At 57.6% G+C, this 17,584-nt stretch carries 18 protein-coding genes; 3 read left to right on the top strand and 15 right to left on the bottom strand.

Annotated elements, in window-relative coordinates; translation table 11 throughout:
- The first annotated feature begins 1 nt into the window (after position 1).
- Together apaG and CK911_RS20830 are read left to right on the top strand one after the other, a co-directional pair.
- Positions 2–364: a Co2+/Mg2+ efflux protein ApaG gene (gene apaG, locus CK911_RS20835; RefSeq protein ID WP_098972339.1), complete on the top strand. Its 363-nt coding sequence runs from the start codon at positions 2–4 to the stop codon at positions 362–364.
- 6 nt (positions 365–370) lie between these two features.
- A complete protein-coding gene (locus CK911_RS20830; RefSeq protein WP_098972337.1) occupies positions 371–1,192 on the top strand; it encodes a symmetrical bis(5'-nucleosyl)-tetraphosphatase in 822 nt (273 codons plus the stop codon).
- Positions 1,193–1,311: 119 nt separating this feature from the next.
- Here CK911_RS20830 and CK911_RS20825 read toward each other — a convergent pair whose 3' ends face one another.
- The 6 genes from CK911_RS20825 to rplU all read right to left on the bottom strand — a co-directional run bounded on the left by CK911_RS20825 (position 1,312) and on the right by rplU (position 6,907).
- Positions 1,312–1,812, bottom strand: a complete 501-nt coding sequence (locus CK911_RS20825) for a 2TM domain-containing protein (RefSeq protein ID WP_042018494.1) — start codon at positions 1,810–1,812, stop codon at positions 1,312–1,314.
- A gap of 235 nt (positions 1,813–2,047) precedes the next feature.
- Positions 2,048–3,037: a luciferase-like monooxygenase gene (locus tag CK911_RS20820; protein ID WP_098972335.1), complete on the bottom strand. Its 990-nt coding sequence runs from the start codon at positions 3,035–3,037 to the stop codon at positions 2,048–2,050.
- Positions 3,038–3,189: 152 nt separating this feature from the next.
- The gene (locus CK911_RS20815) at positions 3,190–4,560 is read right to left on the bottom strand and encodes a YjiH family protein (RefSeq protein WP_098972333.1); all 1,371 of its coding nucleotides are present in this window, start codon (positions 4,558–4,560) and stop codon (positions 3,190–3,192) included.
- A 367-nt stretch (positions 4,561–4,927) separates the two neighbouring features.
- A complete protein-coding gene (gene cgtA / locus CK911_RS20810) occupies positions 4,928–6,130 on the bottom strand; it encodes an Obg family GTPase CgtA (RefSeq protein ID WP_042018500.1) in 1,203 nt (400 codons plus the stop codon).
- Between the two features lie 190 nt (positions 6,131–6,320).
- Positions 6,321–6,578: a 50S ribosomal protein L27 gene (rpmA, locus tag CK911_RS20805; protein ID WP_042018503.1), complete on the bottom strand. Its 258-nt coding sequence runs from the start codon at positions 6,576–6,578 to the stop codon at positions 6,321–6,323.
- A gap of 17 nt (positions 6,579–6,595) precedes the next feature.
- Positions 6,596–6,907 carry a 50S ribosomal protein L21 gene (gene rplU / locus CK911_RS20800; protein ID WP_005304210.1) on the bottom strand — a complete coding sequence of 104 codons (312 nt, stop codon included), beginning with the start codon at positions 6,905–6,907 and terminating at the stop codon, positions 6,596–6,598.
- Between the two features lie 242 nt (positions 6,908–7,149).
- On the opposite strand from rplU, the gene ispB reads away from it, so the two are divergent.
- Positions 7,150–8,121 (top strand): octaprenyl diphosphate synthase, encoded by a 972-nt coding sequence (gene ispB, locus CK911_RS20795; protein WP_098972331.1) that lies wholly within the window; start codon positions 7,150–7,152, stop codon positions 8,119–8,121.
- Positions 8,122–8,207: 86 nt separating this feature from the next.
- On the opposite strand, the gene CK911_RS20790 is transcribed toward ispB, so the two are convergent.
- The 9 genes from CK911_RS20790 to tsaE all read right to left on the bottom strand — a co-directional run bounded on the left by CK911_RS20790 (position 8,208) and on the right by tsaE (position 17,580).
- Positions 8,208–8,396, bottom strand: a complete 189-nt coding sequence (locus CK911_RS20790; protein WP_068977788.1) for a DUF2065 family protein — start codon at positions 8,394–8,396, stop codon at positions 8,208–8,210.
- Between the two features lie 107 nt (positions 8,397–8,503).
- The gene (hflC, locus tag CK911_RS20785; protein WP_042018510.1) at positions 8,504–9,385 is read right to left on the bottom strand and encodes a protease modulator HflC; all 882 of its coding nucleotides are present in this window, start codon (positions 9,383–9,385) and stop codon (positions 8,504–8,506) included.
- A gap of 3 nt (positions 9,386–9,388) precedes the next feature.
- On the bottom strand, positions 9,389–10,537 hold the full coding sequence (hflK, locus tag CK911_RS20780; protein ID WP_068977787.1) for an FtsH protease activity modulator HflK: 1,149 nt from the start codon (positions 10,535–10,537) through the stop codon (positions 9,389–9,391).
- Positions 10,538–10,629: 92 nt separating this feature from the next.
- A complete protein-coding gene (hflX, locus tag CK911_RS20775) occupies positions 10,630–11,916 on the bottom strand; it encodes a ribosome rescue GTPase HflX (RefSeq protein WP_042018516.1) in 1,287 nt (428 codons plus the stop codon).
- A gap of 63 nt (positions 11,917–11,979) precedes the next feature.
- Complete coding sequence (hfq, locus tag CK911_RS20770; protein WP_042018518.1) at positions 11,980–12,243, bottom strand: RNA chaperone Hfq; 264 nt, start codon at positions 12,241–12,243, stop codon at positions 11,980–11,982.
- 72 nt (positions 12,244–12,315) lie between these two features.
- On the bottom strand, positions 12,316–13,245 hold the full coding sequence (miaA, locus tag CK911_RS20765) for a tRNA (adenosine(37)-N6)-dimethylallyltransferase MiaA (RefSeq protein ID WP_083221016.1): 930 nt from the start codon (positions 13,243–13,245) through the stop codon (positions 12,316–12,318).
- Complete coding sequence (mutL, locus tag CK911_RS20760) at positions 13,235–15,094, bottom strand: DNA mismatch repair endonuclease MutL (protein WP_098972329.1); 1,860 nt, start codon at positions 15,092–15,094, stop codon at positions 13,235–13,237. Before mutL ends, miaA begins: the two co-directional genes overlap by 11 nt.
- 282 nt (positions 15,095–15,376) lie before the next feature.
- A complete protein-coding gene (locus CK911_RS20755) occupies positions 15,377–17,116 on the bottom strand; it encodes an N-acetylmuramoyl-L-alanine amidase (RefSeq protein WP_082186706.1) in 1,740 nt (579 codons plus the stop codon).
- Entirely contained in the window at positions 17,107–17,580 is a 474-nt protein-coding gene (tsaE, locus tag CK911_RS20750) for a tRNA (adenosine(37)-N6)-threonylcarbamoyltransferase complex ATPase subunit type 1 TsaE (protein WP_042018522.1), read from the bottom strand. Before tsaE ends, CK911_RS20755 begins: the two co-directional genes overlap by 10 nt.
- Between the last annotated feature and the right edge of the window lie 4 nt (positions 17,581–17,584).

The raw sequence follows: 17,584 nt of genomic DNA, 5'->3' as shown, positions 1-17,584 counted from the left end.
TGTGGCTCACCCGCACATCGAGATCCGCCCATACCCCGTGTATGTGGCGGAATCCAAAGACCCTTACCAGTTTCACTATCTGATCGAGATTGAGAATCTGGGGCCCGGCCCGGTGCAACTGCTGCACCGGCGCTGGCTCATCACCGATGCCAATGGCAAGATGCAGGAAGTGGCAGGCCCGGGCGTGGTCGGGGAACAACCCGTTATCGCCGAAGGTGAGACCTACCGCTACCAGAGCGGCGTGCCGCTGGCGACCCCGCTTGGGATGATGGAAGGGAGCTATACCCTGCAAGATGGCTCTGGCCAGCAGTTCGAGGCGCCCATCGCCCCCTTCACGCTGGCCATCCCCAATATTATCAACTGAGGTTTCATGGCGAACTGTTTTGTCGGTGACATCCAGGGCTGTTACGACGACTTGCGCCGTCTGCTGGATCTTGCCGCGTTCGATCCCGATAAAGACGTGCTCTGGCTCTGCGGCGACCTGGTCGCCCGCGGCCCGGACTCCCTCAATACCCTGCGTTTCGTCAAAGGGTTGGGCAACCGCGCCGTCGCCGTGCTCGGCAATCACGACCTGCACCTGCTGGCGGTCGCCAATGGCGTCGCGCCGCTCAAGAAGAAAGACAAGCTGCAGAGCCTGATGGATGCCCCGGATCGGGATGAACTGCTGGAATGGCTGCGCCACCGCCCGCTGCTGGCCGAGCATCCGGATCTACCCATCATGATGGTGCATGCCGGTATCTCCCCGGCCTGGGATGCCCGCACCGCCCGCAACTGCGCCCGCGAGGTGGAGAGCCTGCTGCGCGGCGATCAGTACCAGTGGCTGCTGCACAACATGTATGGCGATCAGCCCGATGGCTGGAAAGATGATCTGGTCGGGATCGACCGCTACCGCTACGTCATCAACACCTTCACCCGGATGCGCTTCTGCTATTTCGACGGTCGTCTCGACTTCAAATGCAAAAAGGGCCCCAAGGAGTCGACCCCGGGGCTGCGTCCCTGGTTCGAACAGCGGGAGCACCATGTGGATGACCCCGTTCTGGTGTTCGGCCACTGGGCTGCCCTGATGGGCAACACCGGTAAAAGCGATATCAAAGCGCTCGATACCGGCTGCGTCTGGGGCAACAGCCTGACCCTGTGGCGCTACGAGGATGATGCCCTGATCGCCACCCCCTGCCCGGTTCACGCCAGCTAGGGGCAGCAATGCAATCAGGCGGTAGCTGCCGCGCTGATTGCCCAGAACCGCATCAATAACAAAGCCCGGCAATCTGCCGGGCTTTCTGTTTTGTGTTCTCTGGTTCCGTGCGAATAAGGTTACAACTTGCGCCCCAACCGCTTCTCGATCTGGCGCCGCTCCCACTCAGGGCCAAACAGCTTGAAGGGCTGAAATACCCGAATGGCATGGGAGGCAAGTCCCAACCCCCACCCCAGCGCCGGCCACCAGGCCCAGATGTACTCCGGATTGCTCAGGTAGTTGATGACAAACAGCCCGCAGATCACCAATACATAGCTGGCGACATGGTGATAGAAGCCCTTGAGCCCCTCCACATAGCGCATGGCCTCCCGCTCTTCTGCCGATACCTGCACCGCATCCTGACCCATAGTGTCACTTCCTCTCATCTCACGCTCCTGTTGCTCTGACCCATCCAGTTGAGCCACATCGAGTTCAAAGACGGAGGCCAGGGCCTTGAGAGATTCCAGTCCGGGTTGCTGCCCCTGCTCGATCCGCTGGATAGTGCGGACACTCAAACCAGTCAACGTCGCCAACTGATCCTGGGACCAACCCCGTTGCAATCTCAACTTCCTGACGATCATCGCGAACTCCTTGTGGTAATTGACAGGGCCAGCATAAGGGCCGAGCAGTGACAAACGATACGACAGATGCCTGACACCAACCTGACTTTCTTTTTAAATCAATACATTAACCGGATATCCACCGCTATTGTGCAAACGCTTTGGTAGCAACTACAAACTGGTGTCGGTCACCCGACAGCGAGCCAACAACCTCGTTCTCTTCAAGATAGCGCTTACCACAGCTCAAACAATGAGCTTACAGACTCTGCATCAACTCGGCGGCGATCTCAAAAGAGCGCAACCGTGCCTGATGGTCGACGATGGGGCCGTTGAACATCAGCTCATCGGCCCGGGTCTCTGCCAGCAGCGCCTTGAGACCGTGACGAACCTGCTCCGGGTCGCCCACCAGAGAGCGGGCCAGGGTCTGCTCCATCGCCATCAGCTCACGGGGCGCCCACTCGTCGCCAAGCTGGACGACCGGCGCGGGCAGCTTGCCCGCATCACCGCGATGGAGGCGCAAGAACTGCTGCTGTACCGTGGTGAACTGGAAGCGGGCCTCCCGCTCGTTGTCGGCGGCGATCATATTGATACAGACCACCGCATGGGGCTTGGGCCAGCGAGCAGAGGGACGATACTGGCTGCGGTAGATCTCCAGCGCTTGCAGCAACCTGGCAGGGGCGAAATGGGAGGCAAAACCGAACGGCAAGCCCATCGCCGCCGCCAGTTGCGCGCTGTAGAGGCTGGAGCCCAGCAGCCAGATGGGCAGATGCAGCCCCTGACCGGGCACAGCCTGCACGGCGCCGATCTCGTCGCCAAAGTAACTCATCAGCTCGCGCACATCGGCCGGGAAATCATCCACCTCACCGCTGCGCATACGCCGCAGCGCCCGCATGGTGCGCTGATCGGTCCCGGGCGCACGGCCAAGGCCCAGATCGATGCGGTCGGGGTAAAGAGAGCTTAGCGTGCCAAACTGCTCGGCAATAACCAGCGGCGAGTGGTTCGGCAACATGATGCCACCCGCCCCGATCCGCAGAGTGGTGGTGGCCTCAGCCAGATAACCGATCAGCACCGAGGTGGCGGCACTGGCAATGCCCGGCATGTTGTGATGCTCGGCCAGCCAGTAGCGCCGGTAACCCCAACCCTCGGCATGGCGGGCAAGATCCCGCGAACGGCGAAACGACTCGGCAGGCACAGAACCTTCGGCAACAGGCACCAGATCGAGCACGGAATAGGGGATGGCAGACATAAATACACTCCATTGCATCACAATTTGCTAACAGAGGGGCACTCTAGCATGAGATGTTCGAACGGAACACATCTGCCCTGCGGGAGCGCACGCGCCAGATGCAAAAAGGCCACCCCGCAAGCGGGATGGCCTTTTTCAGCACCACGGCATGATCAGAACAGCAGGTGCGCCACAGCGGCGATAACCGGCAAGGTGACCAGGGTGCGCAGCAGGAAGATGACGAACAGCTCCCACAGCTTGACCGGGATCTTGCTGCCCAGCAGCAGGGCCCCCACTTCCGACATATAGATCAGCTGGGTCACCGACATGGCGGCAATCACGAAGCGGGTCATGTCGCTCTCTATGGTCGAGGCCAGCACCGCCGGAATGAACATGTCGGCAAAACCGACCATGATGGTCTTGGAGGCAGCTTCCGCCTCTGGCAGTTGCAGCAGCTCCAGCAAGGGAACAAAGGGCGCCCCCAGCCAGGTGAAGATAGGGGTATGTTCGGCCAGCATCAGGGCGCAGGTACCGATCGCCATCACTACCGGCAATACGCCAAATATCATATCCAGCGCATTCTTCACCCCTTCCCGTGCTACCGCGCCCAAGTCACTCACATTATCAGCCTTGGTCAATGCCCGCTCGAAGCCGTAGCTCATCACGCTGTGCTGGTGCGGCACTGCCTCCTGCTTGCGGCACAAGGGCGTGCCATCGGCATAGATATCTTTCTTCCAGCACAGTGGTGGCAAACGCGGCACCACGATGGCAGCAACCACGCCAGCCAGGCAGACGGTCAGATAGAAAGGAACAAACATGTGCTCCAGTTTTACCTGAGAGATCACCACCAGACAGAAGGTGATGGAAACAGCAGAGAAGGTGGTGCCAATCACAGCGGCTTCACGCTGGGTATAAAACTTCCCTTCATACTGCTTGCTGGTCAGCAGGATGCCAACACTGCCATCGCCGAGCCAGGAGGCAAAGCAGTCCACCGCGGAGCGACCCGGCAAGCGGAATACCGGACGCATGATGCGGGTCATCATGGTGCCGACAAATTCCAGCAGCCCGAAATCGAGCAGCAGTGGCAGTAACAAACCAGCAAACAGGAAGACCGAAAAGAGCACCGGCAGCAGATCGTGCAACACCAGACCACCGGTTGCGCCGGAATAGAGCAACTCTGGCCCCATCTCGAAGAAGGTCAGCAGCACGAAAATACCGCCCAACACCCGTACACAGGCCCAGAAAGGGGAGACATTGAACAGGCTGTTGAGGAAAGGACGGCGCACCAGAATCGCCGGCTTGAACAACCAGGCAATCACCGTCATCAGCATGGTGGTGGTGATTACCGCACTGACCATGGCCACCAGATAATCGGCAAACACCCGCTGAACCAGCTTGGCCAGCACGGCAACCGGGATGGTGACATTGCCCTGATAGAGGACCGGCGTCATGAACAGCAGGATCCCGATAAGTGAAGGAACCAAAAACATCAATACGTTACGGCGGGTATTGACCGCGGGTGCTTCGAGACTCTTTTCCAACATGATATGACAGCCCTGACGTTACATTTACCTGGCCTGGCCAACCTGCATATTCACGCATTGACCAGCAATAGCGCGCGCAAGAATACTCTAAAAAAACGCACAAACAAGCCTTTAATCGAGTGAATTGCGCATAAATATTTCCACAGGTAAACCTTTCATCAAAACAACCGGATACAGCAACGCATATCGATTCAATCGACATTGCCAGACTATTGTTTCGTTTTTGTTGGATTTTGTGGGCGGTATAACCCGAACCAAAGGCTCGGCAATACCTGATGTAACCGACTCGCCGAATGAGTGGTTGCTCGACAGGTATAAAAAAACCGGAGCCTGCGAAGGCTCCGGTTTTCAGTGACAGTAACGGGGATCAGTCACGCACGTAGATGACTTCAACGCCATCATCTTCGTCGTCATCCCAATCATCGTCATCCAGCCCTTCGTCGAAGGCCACAGAAGCGGCGAGCGCTTCTGCTTCAGCTTGAGCCAGCTGATTCTTGTGGTAATCATCCCACTTGAACTCAACCTTCTCGATAGCATCTTGCGCATCTTGCGCCAGTTGACGAGGCATGGTGTCCAGCAAGTCCAGAATGTCGTAGCAGACCTTCTTGGTACCTTCCTTGCTGATGGCGGTGATGGCGTAGACCGGACCTTCATGGTTCAGGGCCGCCTTGACGCGATCCATCACTTCCTGGGCTTCTTCTTCCAGGATCAGATCCATCTTGTTGAACACCAACCAGCGCGGTTTGCCTGCCAGCTCGGGGCTGTACTTCTCCAGCTCACCCACAATGGTGACAGCATTTTGCGCAGGATCAGAACCATCGATCGGGCAAATATCAACCAGATGGAGCAATACACGGCAACGCTCAAGGTGTTTCAGGAAACGAATACCAAGACCTGCACCGTCAGCAGCACCTTCGATCAGACCCGGAATATCGGCGATCACGAAGGAGCGGGAGTTCTCACCACGCACCACACCCAGGTTCGGTACCAGGGTGGTGAAGGGATAATCGGCTACCTTGGGACGAGCAGCAGAGACCGCGCGAATAAAGGTAGACTTGCCTGCGTTGGGCAGACCCAGCATGCCGACATCGGCCAGCAGCAGCAGCTCCAGCTTGAGGGTACGTACTTCGCCCGGAGTACCATTACTCTTCTGACGGGGAGCACGGTTAACCGAGCTCTTGAAACGGGTGTTACCCAAACCGTGGAAACCACCTTTGGCAACCATCAGCTTCTGGCCATGACTGGTCAAGTCACCCAGTCGCTCACCGGTATCTTCGTCACTGGCACGGGTACCGACCGGCACACGCAGCACCCGATCCTTACCACGATGACCAGTACAGTTGGCACTACGACCATTTTCCCCACGCTCGGCAGCATGGAAGCGCTCGAAACGGTAGTCGATCAGGGTATTGAGGTTCTCGTCGGCGATCAGATAAACATCACCACCGTCACCACCATCACCGCCATCGGGTCCACCGTTCGGAATATACAATTCCCGGCGAAAGCTTACGCAACCGTTACCACCATCGCCGGCATCGACTCGAATCTGGACTTCATCAACAAACTTCATAGGCACCGTCACCTTAATTCGAAAAACCGATACGCGATTATAGTGGTACAGACCCCTGCGGGCGATACGCATCTTGGCAATCCACACCTCTGTCGAGGCACGGGTCATCTGCGTTCCGTTTTTTCGTCAACAATTCAGAAAAACAAAAGCCCCGCCTGTTGGCGGGGCTTCGGATCCTTGCGGTCCGTAATTACTCAGCAATGATGCTTACGTATTTACGATTCAGCGGACCTTTAACTTCGAACAGGATTTTACCAGTCGCTTTCGCGAACAAGGTGTGATCTGTTCCCAGACCAACGTTAGTACCAGCATGGAACTTGGTGCCACGCTGACGAACGATGATGCTGCCAGCCAGAACTGTTTCGCCGCCGAAACGCTTCACGCCAAGGCGTTTAGCTTCAGAATCGCGACCGTTGCGGGATGAACCGCCAGCTTTTTTGTGTGCCATCTATCGGACTCCTCTAATTAAGCGCTGATGCCAGTGATTTTGACTTCAGTGAACCACTGACGGTGGCCCGCTTGCTTGCGATGGTGCTTACGACGACGGAACTTGACGATAGTCACTTTCTCGCCACGGCCGTGAGCCACAACTTCAGCTACAACCTTGCCACCTTCAACAAAAGGAGCACCTACTTTAAAAGTGTCGCCTGCAGCAACCATCAGAACTTCGTTGAAGTCGATGGTAGCGCCAGTCTCAACGTTCAGCTTTTCCAGACGAACGATTTGACCTTCGGCCACACGGTGTTGTTTTCCGCCGCTTTGGAATACCGCGTACATTTGATTAACTCCGTAAAGGCATGTCTTTTGCTCAAGGCTAGACATGCGCAAAAACCTATAACAATGGGCGGGCATTCTACGCAAATCGATTTGCTCAGGCAAGGCCAATTTAGCAAAAAGTTTATTTTGTGCGCATATCTGCCGCCGTGGATAAACACCTAACTGTAACCCATTGTGAAATCGTGTAGAATCCCCGCCATTACTAAAATCGCAGTTATTGCTGCTGTCACGTTACGAGACTTATGGACCAACAGACTATCCGTGCGCTCTGTGCCGCCGACATGACGGCGGTCAATGAACTGATCCTGGCCCGACTCCAGTCCGATGTTAGTCTGATCAATCAGCTGGGTTTCTACATCGTCAGTGCTGGCGGCAAGCGAATGCGCCCCATGCTGACAGTGATGGCCGCCCGCGCACTCGGCTATGAGGGTGAGGATCACCTGAAACTGGCAGCCATCATCGAATTTATCCACACCTCCACTTTGCTGCATGATGACGTGGTCGATGAATCTGATCTGCGTCGCGGCCGTGAAACGGCGAATGCCATGTTTGGCAATGCCGCAAGCGTCTTGGTCGGTGACTACCTCTATAGCCGCTCCTTCCAGATGATGGCCGAACTATCCAACCTGCGGGTGATGGAGATCCTGTCGGATGCCACCAACACCATTGCAGAAGGGGAAGTGTTGCAGTTGATGAACTGTAACGACCCGGATACCACCGAGCAGAGTTACATGACGGTCATCTACTGCAAGACCGCCAAGCTGTTCGAGGCCGCCACCCGCCTCGCCGCCGTGCTGACCCATCAGCCCGAGCTCGTCGAGCAGGCAATGACCGATTACGGCAAGTATCTGGGTACCGCGTTCCAGATCATCGATGATGTGATGGATTATTGCTCCCAGAGCGAAGAGATGGGCAAGAACGTCGGTGACGATCTGGCTGAAGGCAAACCAACCCTGCCGCTACTGCGGGCCATGGCTGTAGGTAGTGCGGAAGAGCGCCAGCTGGTGCGCGATGCCATCGAGCACCGCAACGGTATGGAGCATCTCGACCAGATCCTCGGGATTCTCGACCGTACCGGTGCGCTGGAGTACTCACGCATGCGTGCCCGGGAGGAGGCTGACAAGGCCATTGCCGCCCTCGCCATCCTGCCAGACTCCCGCCACAAGCAAGCGCTGGAAACCCTTGCTCACATGGCGGTACAACGCAGCGCCTGAATCTACGGCTCCCCTGGCAATAAAAAAGAGGCGACCGCCTCTTTTTTATTGCCTGTCATTCGACGGCCGGAGCTAGCTATCAAGGCTCAGTGGTTCAACATCCAGAGGATCACCAGCCCTGCCACCACCAGGGATCCTCCGATGCGGCGCAACTGCTCCGGAGGCTGCTCGCTCAGCAGACGCAGCATCTGTTGCCATGCTTTTGGGACCAGCAGTGGACCCAGTCCTTCAAACAGCAATAACAGCCCCAATCCTGCCAGCATAGATGTCAGCATCTTATCCCCTTAAATAAAAAAACCACCCGCATCGACAGGTGGCTTTAGCACTCAAAACAAAAGGGTCTGATGTGTCAGACCCTTTTGAGATAACCTCTCGGCGATAATTACTTGGTGCCGTTAGGAGATTTGAGGTAGCGGAAGAACTCGCTGTCCGGCTTCAGAACCATCAGGTCGTTACCACCGGCGAAGCTCTTGCGATAGGCCTCCATACTACGCACGAAGCTGAAAAACTCGGGGTCTTTCTTGTAGCTGTCAGCATAGATCTTGGCCGCCTCAGCATCACCTTCACCACGCAGTTGCCGCGCATTACTCTCGGCATCGGCGATCATCACGGTCACCTTGCGGTCGATATCTGCACGCAGGATTTCAGCCTGCTCACGACCCTGGGAGCGATGCTCACGGGCTACCGCAGTCCGCTCGGCACGCATCCGCTGATAGATGGAGCTGGAGACTTCTACCGGCAGGTTGATCTGCTTGATCCGCACATCAACCACCTTGATACCGAGCTCGGAAGAGCGCGCCATCTTCATCAGCGCATCTTCCATCACGGTACTGCGCTCACCAGAGACGATGTCTTTGATGGTACGGTTACCGATCTCGGAACGCAGACCGTTGTTGATTTTACGCTTGAGCAGGTCTTCAGCCTGGATCTTGTTACCACCACCGGTTGCCAGGTAGTACTTGGAGAAGTCCTCGATCTTCCACTTCACGTAGGAGTCGATGATGAGGTCTTTCTTCTCGGAGGTAACAAAACGATCTGCCTGGCCTTCCAGCGTCTGGATGCGGGCATCCATCTTGCGAACCTGATCGATGAGCGGCACCTTGAAGTGCAGACCAGGCTCATAGAGCCGTGGCTCACCGGACTCAACCCGCTTCACCTTGCCAAACTGCACCACTATCCCTTTCTGACCTTCATCAATGATGAAAACAGAAGAGAAGCAGAACATGGTCGCCACAGCGATGACACCAATAGCTATTTTTTTCATCTATTAGTTTCTCCCTGAGCTGAAACGGTCACCGCCACGCAGCGGGGTCGGTGTAGAGTTGGCCCCTTCGTTGGAAGGTGGGGTCGATTCAACCGCTGGCGTGCCTGCCGGACGAGCCGGTTGTACCGCGTTCGCTTTACCAGACAGTTTGTCGAGCGGCAGATAAATCATGCTGTTGTTGCCAGCAGGCATGTCCACAACCACCTTGTTAGTCTGCTGATAGAGCTCTTCCATGGTTTCCAGGTAGATACGCTCACGAGTCAGTTCAGGCGCTGCTTGATACTGGGGCAGCAACTGGTTGAAGCGAGCAACTTCACCCTGGGCCTTCAACACGATCTGGGACTTGTAACCTTCGGCTTCCTGTTCCAGACGCTTGACCGAGCCACGTGCTTTTGGCTCCACTTCACGGGCATAAGCTTCGGCTTCACGGATAAAGCGCTGCTCATCTTCCTGAGCGGAGATGGCATCATCGAAGGCGTCTTTCACCTCTTCCGGCGGACGAGCCGGCAAGAAGTTGACGTCCACAATTTGCAGGCCCATCTGGTAAGGTTCGACGATGCTATCGACAACCTGCCAGGTTTCCTGACGCACTTTTTCCCGACCGGTGGTCAGTACATCGTCCATGCGGGTATGGCCCACCACATAACGCAGGGCGCTATCGGTGGCCTGACTCAGACTCTCGTCGGCATTGGTCACGCTGAACAGATACTGCTCGGGATTGACGACACGGTATTGCACGTCCATTTCGACCCGCACCACGTTTTCATCCTGAGTCAGCATGAAACCTGACGCTGGCAGGGAACGCACGGACTCCACATCCACCGGGATCACCCGATCGATAAAGGTCGGCTTCCAGCGCAGGCCCGGATCGACGTTATGGGAATATTCCCCAAAACGCAGCACCACGCCCCGCTCAGCTTCGCGAATGGTATAGAAGCCACTGACGACCCACACCACCACCGCAACAACCAGCGCGATGGATAGGCCAAACCGACCCACATCACCACCAGACTTGCCACCGCCAAACAGACCACCAAACCGGCTGGTCACCTTGCGCAGCATCGCATCCAGATCAGGGGGTCCCTGATTCTTGCCGTTATTCCCCCAAGGGTCACGGTCTTTGCCGTTATTTCCAGGCTCATTCCAAGCCATCAGCGTCTCCATTAATACATGCAGATGGATATCATCTCTATCTGACCATCAATCGTTGATGAAGCCATTAAGCATTCATCTTCATCGACCAATCAATGTCGGATAAAGCGTTGTAAACTCTCACCTTCCAGTTTCACAAGGCGGTTCCAGTCGGCCACTTGCAAGCGGACTTCCAGTACAAAATCCCCCTCCTCGCTAAAACCTTCCCGTTCAATCCCTTTCAGCTGATAGAGCGCACTGCGCAATCTAGCAGCAGAGGGGGGTAACTGCAGGGTGTGATGCACCATGGAGCCAGCCAGCAATTCAGTCAGCGCCATAAACAGGTATTCACAGCCTTCACCGGTCTGGGCCGATAACCAGACACGCACCGGGCGCCCCTCGTCATTACGTTCCAGACCCGCAGGGCGATCCGCCAGCTTGTCGATCTTGTTGCAGATCATCAGCTGCGGGCGGTCATCCGCTTCGATCTCGGCGAGCACCTGCTGCACGGCATCGATATTTTCCTGCATCTGCTCATCGGCACAGTCCACCACATGCAGCAACAGATCCGCTTCGCGGGTCTCCTGCAGGGTCGCCTTGAAGGCTGCGACCAGATCATGGGGCAAGTGTCGAATAAATCCAACTGTATCTGCCAAAATCACATCACCCACATCCCGGATCACCAGTTTACGCAGGGTGGGATCCAGAGTTGCAAACAACTGATCGGCAGCATACACACTGGCAGCTGTAAGTTGGTTGAACAAAGTAGACTTTCCGGCGTTGGTATAACCAACCAGTGACACCGTCGGCACTTCATTACGATTACGGGCGCGACGGCCCTGTTCCCGCTGCTTGGCGACCTTGTCGAGCCGACGCAAAATCGCCTTGATCCGTTCCCGCAGCAGCCGTCGGTCAGTTTCAAGTTGGGTTTCACCCGGTCCACGCAGACCGATCCCGCCCTTTTGACGCTCGAGGTGGGTCCAGCCTCGCACCAAGCGAGTGGAGAGATGGCGTAACTGGGCCAGTTCGACCTGCAGTTTACCTTCGTGGGTTCGGGCGCGCTGGGCGAAGATATCGAGGATAAGACCTGTTCGGTCGACCACCCGGCACTGGAACAGACGCTCCAGGTTACGCTCTTGGGCAGGGCTCAGGGCATGGTTGAAGATCACCACGTCGGCGCCCAGCAGCTGGACTTGGGACGCGATCTCTTCAGCCTTGCCGCTACCGACAAACAGCTTGGCACTGGGGGCACTGCGACTGGTGGTAACAACCCCTAGCGCATTGACGCCGGCAGAGCTCACCAACATCTTGAGCTCTTCCAGATCCTCCCGCTCACCTTCATCACTGAAGTTCACATGCACCAGAACGGCCTGTTCGCCAGCTTCATAACGGTCAAACAAGCGTTTGCTCCTTAACAGGGATCATCACCAATCCAAATCGGCGAGTCGACTCACCCGGGGATATCACGCCTCGGCTTCATCCTGTGCATCAGCCGCACCATCAGGCATAGGCTGGTGGTGGTTAACGGCACGCGCGGGAACAACAGTCGAAATAGCGTGCTTGTAAACCATCTGGCTCACGGTGTTTTTCAGCAAAATGACAAACTGGTCGAAAGACTCGATCTGACCTTGCAGTTTGATGCCGTTCACCAAATAGATAGAAACAGGAATCCGCTCACGGCGCAGCGCATTCAAAAACGGGTCTTGGAGAGATTGCCCCTTAGCCATTGTTCTTTTCCTTATAGTTTGTTGTTTTTAAACACCGGATATCAATATAACAACCTGATTATACAGGGAGTGTCAAGCCGCACCAGCGTGCGCAAGCACACGGTCGAGATTGCCAGACTCTCCAGATTCCAACCAGGTCACCTCGGGCCAGCCACGCAACCAGGTCATCTGTCGTTTTGCCAATTGGCGTGTGGCAACAATGCCACGATAACGCATTTCATCATACCCCACTTCGCCGCACAGGTAGTCCCACATTTGGCGATAACCCACGCAGCGAATGGAGGGGAGATCCGGATGCAGATCGCCGCGTGCCATCAGCGCTCGCACCTCCTGCTCGAAACCACCTTGCAACATCTTGTCGAAGCGCATTTCGATACGTTGGTGCAGCACGGCGCGATCACTGGGGGCAATGGCAAACTGCTGCACCCGATAGGGCAAGCCCTCCCCCTGCACCTGCGTCAGCTCGGTGAGCGTCTTGCCGCTGATGCGGTAGACCTCCAGCGCCCGGCTGAGCCGCTGCGGGTCATTGGGGTGAATTCGCGCCCCGGCCACCGGGTCGATGCGCACCAGCTCGTCGTGCAGCGCCTGCCAACCGAGGCGGGCTGCCTCTTCCTCAATCCCGGCACGAATGGCGGGGTCAGCAGAGGGCAGCGGGGACAATCCCTCCAGCAGCGCCTTGAAATAGAGCATGGTGCCGCCCACCAGCAACGGAATGCGGCCGCGGTCGGCGATCTCTTTCATCTCCCGCAGGGCATCCTTGCAAAAATCAGCCGCCGAATAGCTCATGGCGGGGTCAAGAATATCGATCAGCCGGTGCGGGGCCCGCGCCAGTTCATCGGCGGTCGGCTTGGCAGTGCCAATGTCCATACCGCGATAGATCAGCGCCGAATCGACGCTGATGATGTCGCAGGGCAGCGCCTGGCACAGTTCAATGGCGAGATCCGTCTTGCCGGAGGCCGTCGGCCCCATCAGAAAAATTGCGGTCGGCAAGTCACTCGCCATGTTCAAACTCCTCCAGCACGGTCGCCAGCGAAAGCGGGCGTACCATGCGAATATCTGTCAGTTGGTCAGCGTGAGCGGCCACAAGTTCCGTCAGCAGACGACTGGCAGTTGAAAAATCGTATATCTTCTCGCGGCTTATCCCCTGCTCCACCAGCCATTGGCATAATACTTCAGCCTGCTGACCGGCATCACTGTCAGATCCGCCCTCGATGAGTTGCAACAATTCGGGTAACAGGCGCACCAGATCGGTCTGGCGCAGCAGGGCTGGCACCCGAGTCAGGATCATGGTGTCGCGCCCACCGCTTTTCAACTCCAGCCCCATCCGTTTCAGCAAACGTTCCTGCTCGCTCACCAGCGCAATCAGATTCTTCGGCAATTTGAAGGAGACCGGCAGCAACAGTGGCTGGGCCGCCAGTCCCTGTCCCCAGGCATCCAGCAACCAGCTTCGCAGCAGCACCCGCTCGGCGCGCACCAGCGAGAGCAGCGCCAGCTGATTATCCCGCTCGACCAACAGATAGGCCTGATCAACCAACGTCAGCGCGCGGCATCCCCCCTGCTTTGACGGAGTCACTGTGGTGGTATCCGGCTCAGCCACCGTTGCCGTTGCGATGGGCAGGGTCGTTAACAGCGACCCCATGCCACGCATCGCATCGCGACCTGGCGGCTCGGGCGGTTGGTAGTTGCTGGCGCGCGCAGCTCCCCCTTCCCGCACCTGCGCAGGTGCCCGATAGCTGTGCTCGGCGCCGTACCATTCAGGCCGTGGCGCCTGACCGGGATATTCAATCTGCGGGCTGACCGGCAGTTCGACCAGGGTTTCGGCCAACGGCTCTTCCTGATGAGCAGTGCTGACCCCTTCGCGGCGCAACGCAGTAAACAGCGCCTGAAAGATAAAGTCGTGCACCAGCCGCGCCTGATGGAAGCGCACCTCGTGCTTGGCGGGATGAACGTTGACATCCACCTGACGGGGATCCAGCTCGATATAGAGCACATAGGCGGCGAAGCGATCAGGAGGCAGCAGCTCGTCATAGGCCTGACGAATGGCGTGGTTGATCAGCTTGTCGCGCATCATCCGGCCATTGACATAGGTGTATTGCAGATCGTTCTGCGGTCTTGCCCCCTCAGGGGTCGCCAGCCAGCCCCACAGCCGCACGTCGCTGTGTTCGCTCTCTACCGCCAGCGCGTGGTGCATGAAGGGGGTGCCGCAGACGGCGGTGAGGCGGCGCTCCTGCTCCGGCACCGTATTGGCGCCCTTGTACTGGCGCACCACCTTGCCGTTGTGGCGCAGGATCAGGGTGGCGTCGAAGCGGGAGAGCGCGATGCGCCGCACCAGCTCGTCAATATGGGCAAACTCGGTCTTTTCGCTGCGCATGAACTTGCGCCGCGCGGGGGTATTGAAGAAGAGATCCACCACCTCCACCGTAGTGCCCACCGGATGGGCCGCTGGCTTGATGGTGACGCTCATCTCGCGCCCTTGCGCCTCGGCTTGCCAGGCTTCGGACTGCTCTGCGGTACGTGAGGTAAAGGTGAGACGGGAGACCGAGCTGATGGAGGCGAGGGCCTCACCACGAAAACCGAGGCTGTTGATCCCTTCCAGATCGTCCAGCGTAGCAACCTTGGAGGTCGCGTGACGCGACAGCGCCAGCACCAGCTCCTCTTTGGCAACACCACAGCCGTTGTCCCGGATACGGATCAGCTTGGCGCCCCCCTTGTCGATGTCGATCTCGACCCGGTCGGCACCTGCGTCCAGGCTGTTTTCCACCAGCTCTTTCACCACCGAAGAGGGCCGTTCCACCACCTCTCCGGCTGCAATCTGGTTAGCCAGGATCGGGGGTAATATACGGATCGGCATCACTTACTCCTGAATTTCAATCTTGCAAATAGAGAGCCGCTCCACCACCTCTCCACCAACCGGAATCTGGTTGGCCAGGATCGGGGGTAATATACGGATCGGCATCACTTACTCCTGAATTTCAATCTTGCAAATAGAGAGCCGCTCCACCACCTCTCCACCAACCGGAATCTGGTTGGCCAGAATGGGTGGCAAAATACGGATCAGCATTACTTACTCCTGAATTTCCATCTTGCGGATGATGTCGCCAACACGGGGAGCCGCATCGCCAGCTCCCGCGCGTTAGTTTTGCGGAATGTAGAGCACCTGACCTACCTGAATATCCCGCGACTTGAGTTTGTTGATCTCCACCAGTCGCGCCTGACTCACCCCATGTTTCTCGGCCAGGCGGGAGAGGCTCTCGCCCCGCGCGACCACATGACGGATCATCTGCGGCTGATTATTGCTCTGGGCGCGAGTTGCCTGAGCCGGTTGCCCGGAACGGGGAATATAAAGCACCTGACCAATCTGGACATCACGGCTCTTGAGATTGTTAATCTCCACCAAGCGCGCCTGACTCACCCCGTTCTTTTCAGCCAACCGAGAGAGGCTTTCACCTCGGGTGACCACGTGCCGGGTCATGCCGGATTTGTCATTGGCGCCAACAGAGCTGACCGGGGCGCTCGGTGATGCGGTTGCAGCCGAATAGGGTTTGATCACCCCAGCACCAGAGCCACTGCTGACACTGCTGACCGGAGCTCCGCCGTCGCGCACGGTCGTCGCTGGCATCTTGTTGGTCACCACCGGCTGCGATTGCACCTGTTGTGGCCTGCTCACCGGTTGCTTGGTGACGACTGACCGGCTAACGGCGGCTGGCTGGCTGGCCTGCCCCTTGCCGGTCAACATGGCCCCCTTGGTCGGGTGGGCACGGTAGTAGTTGCGGATCCCCTCGAAAATGGCGCGGGCCAGCTGGTCCTGATAACTGGTGTTAGCCAGCAGCTTCTCTTCCGCATGGTTGGAGATAAATCCGGTCTCCACCAGCACAGAGGGAATATCAGGCGCCTTGAGCACCGCCAGACTGGCGTGTTCAGGCTCTTTTTTGTGCAACTTGGCGACCTTGCCCATGGAACGCAGGATCTGGCGACTCACGTCGTAACCCTCGGCACGGGACTTGTCCATAGAAAGATCAAGGAAGGTTTGCGCCAGATAGGGGTTGGGGTCGGATTCAGCCAACACCTTACCCACCCCGCCCAGCAGTTCGCCCTGCTTCTCTTGCTTTTCCAGCCAGCTGCCCATCTCGCGGTTGGCGCGGTTGGTCGACAAGACCCAGACCGAGGCACCACGCGGGGTCGAGTTGTGGAAGCTGTCCGCATGCACCGACACCAGCAGATCCGCCTTGGCTTTGCGGGCAATCTCGGAGCGCTTGTTGAGATCGACGAAGTAGTCGCCACGGCGGGTCAGCACCGCCCGCATGCCCGGCTCGCGATCGATCAGCGCAGCCAGCTTCTGGGAGACGGCCATGGTGACCCGTTTCTCGTAGGTGCGGCGCGGCCCGATGGAGCCGGGGTCCTCTCCGCCATGACCCGGGTCAATGGCAATCACCACACCGCGGTGCTTGCCACTCACCGGCACCGGTTGCGCAGCGGCAGCGGATCGCTTCTCTTCATAAGGCAGGTCAATCACCAGACGGTGCCCATAGGGCCCGGCTGGCGCCAGCGGAAACACCACCGGCTTGATGGTGGAGCTGAGATCCAGCACCAGACGCAAGCCCCCTTTCTCCAGCGGGGTGCTCTGGCGTATCTTGCGCACCAGCTCACTGTTGTTCTCGACCCGGGCCAGATTGGCGGCGTTGCTCGCCCCTTTCAGGTCGATTACCAGCCGATCCGGGCCGTTCAGGGTGAAATAGTTGAAATTGGGGGCACTGCTCATGTCGAGCACCACCCGGGTGTTATCCGGTGATGGCCAGATTCGTACGCTCTTGAGCTGATTCGCCCAAGAGGGTAACGCCATCAAAGAGAGAGCAAAAACAAGGATCAAGCGCACGTAGATGACAACCGTTCCAGAATGGCTTCGCCAATAGCAGTGCGGGCCTCTATCAGCACCTCACGCTGCTCGCCTACATAGGTGAGGGTAATTTCAAGGTCGGGAGCCGGTAGCCAACCCTCGCCCTTCTCGGACCACTCCACCAGACAAAGGGTGTTGGCGGCAAAATAGTCCCGAATGCCCATGAACTCCAGCTCTTCCGGATCAGCCAGGCGATAGAGATCGAAATGGTAGACCTGCCAGCCATCGAGCTCGTAGGGCTCGACCAGGGTGTAAGTCGGGCTTTTTACCTTACCCGGATGGCCAAGGCCCTGCACCCAACCCCGGGTCAGAGTGGTTTTACCTGCGCCCAGCGTGCCATGTAGAAATACTGTGGTCGCCTGCTGGCAAGCTTGTGCCAGACGGCCACCTAGAGCCACTGTTGCTGCCTCATCCGGCAGTGTCATCATCAACTGTTTTGCCATGTTC

The organism is Aeromonas sp. CU5 (genome assembly GCF_002586745.1).
GTDB lineage: Bacteria > Pseudomonadota > Gammaproteobacteria > Enterobacterales > Aeromonadaceae > Aeromonas > Aeromonas sobria.
Note: the sequence above shows the minus strand (reverse complement) of the source record. Positions and strands in the feature narration are given on the sequence as shown.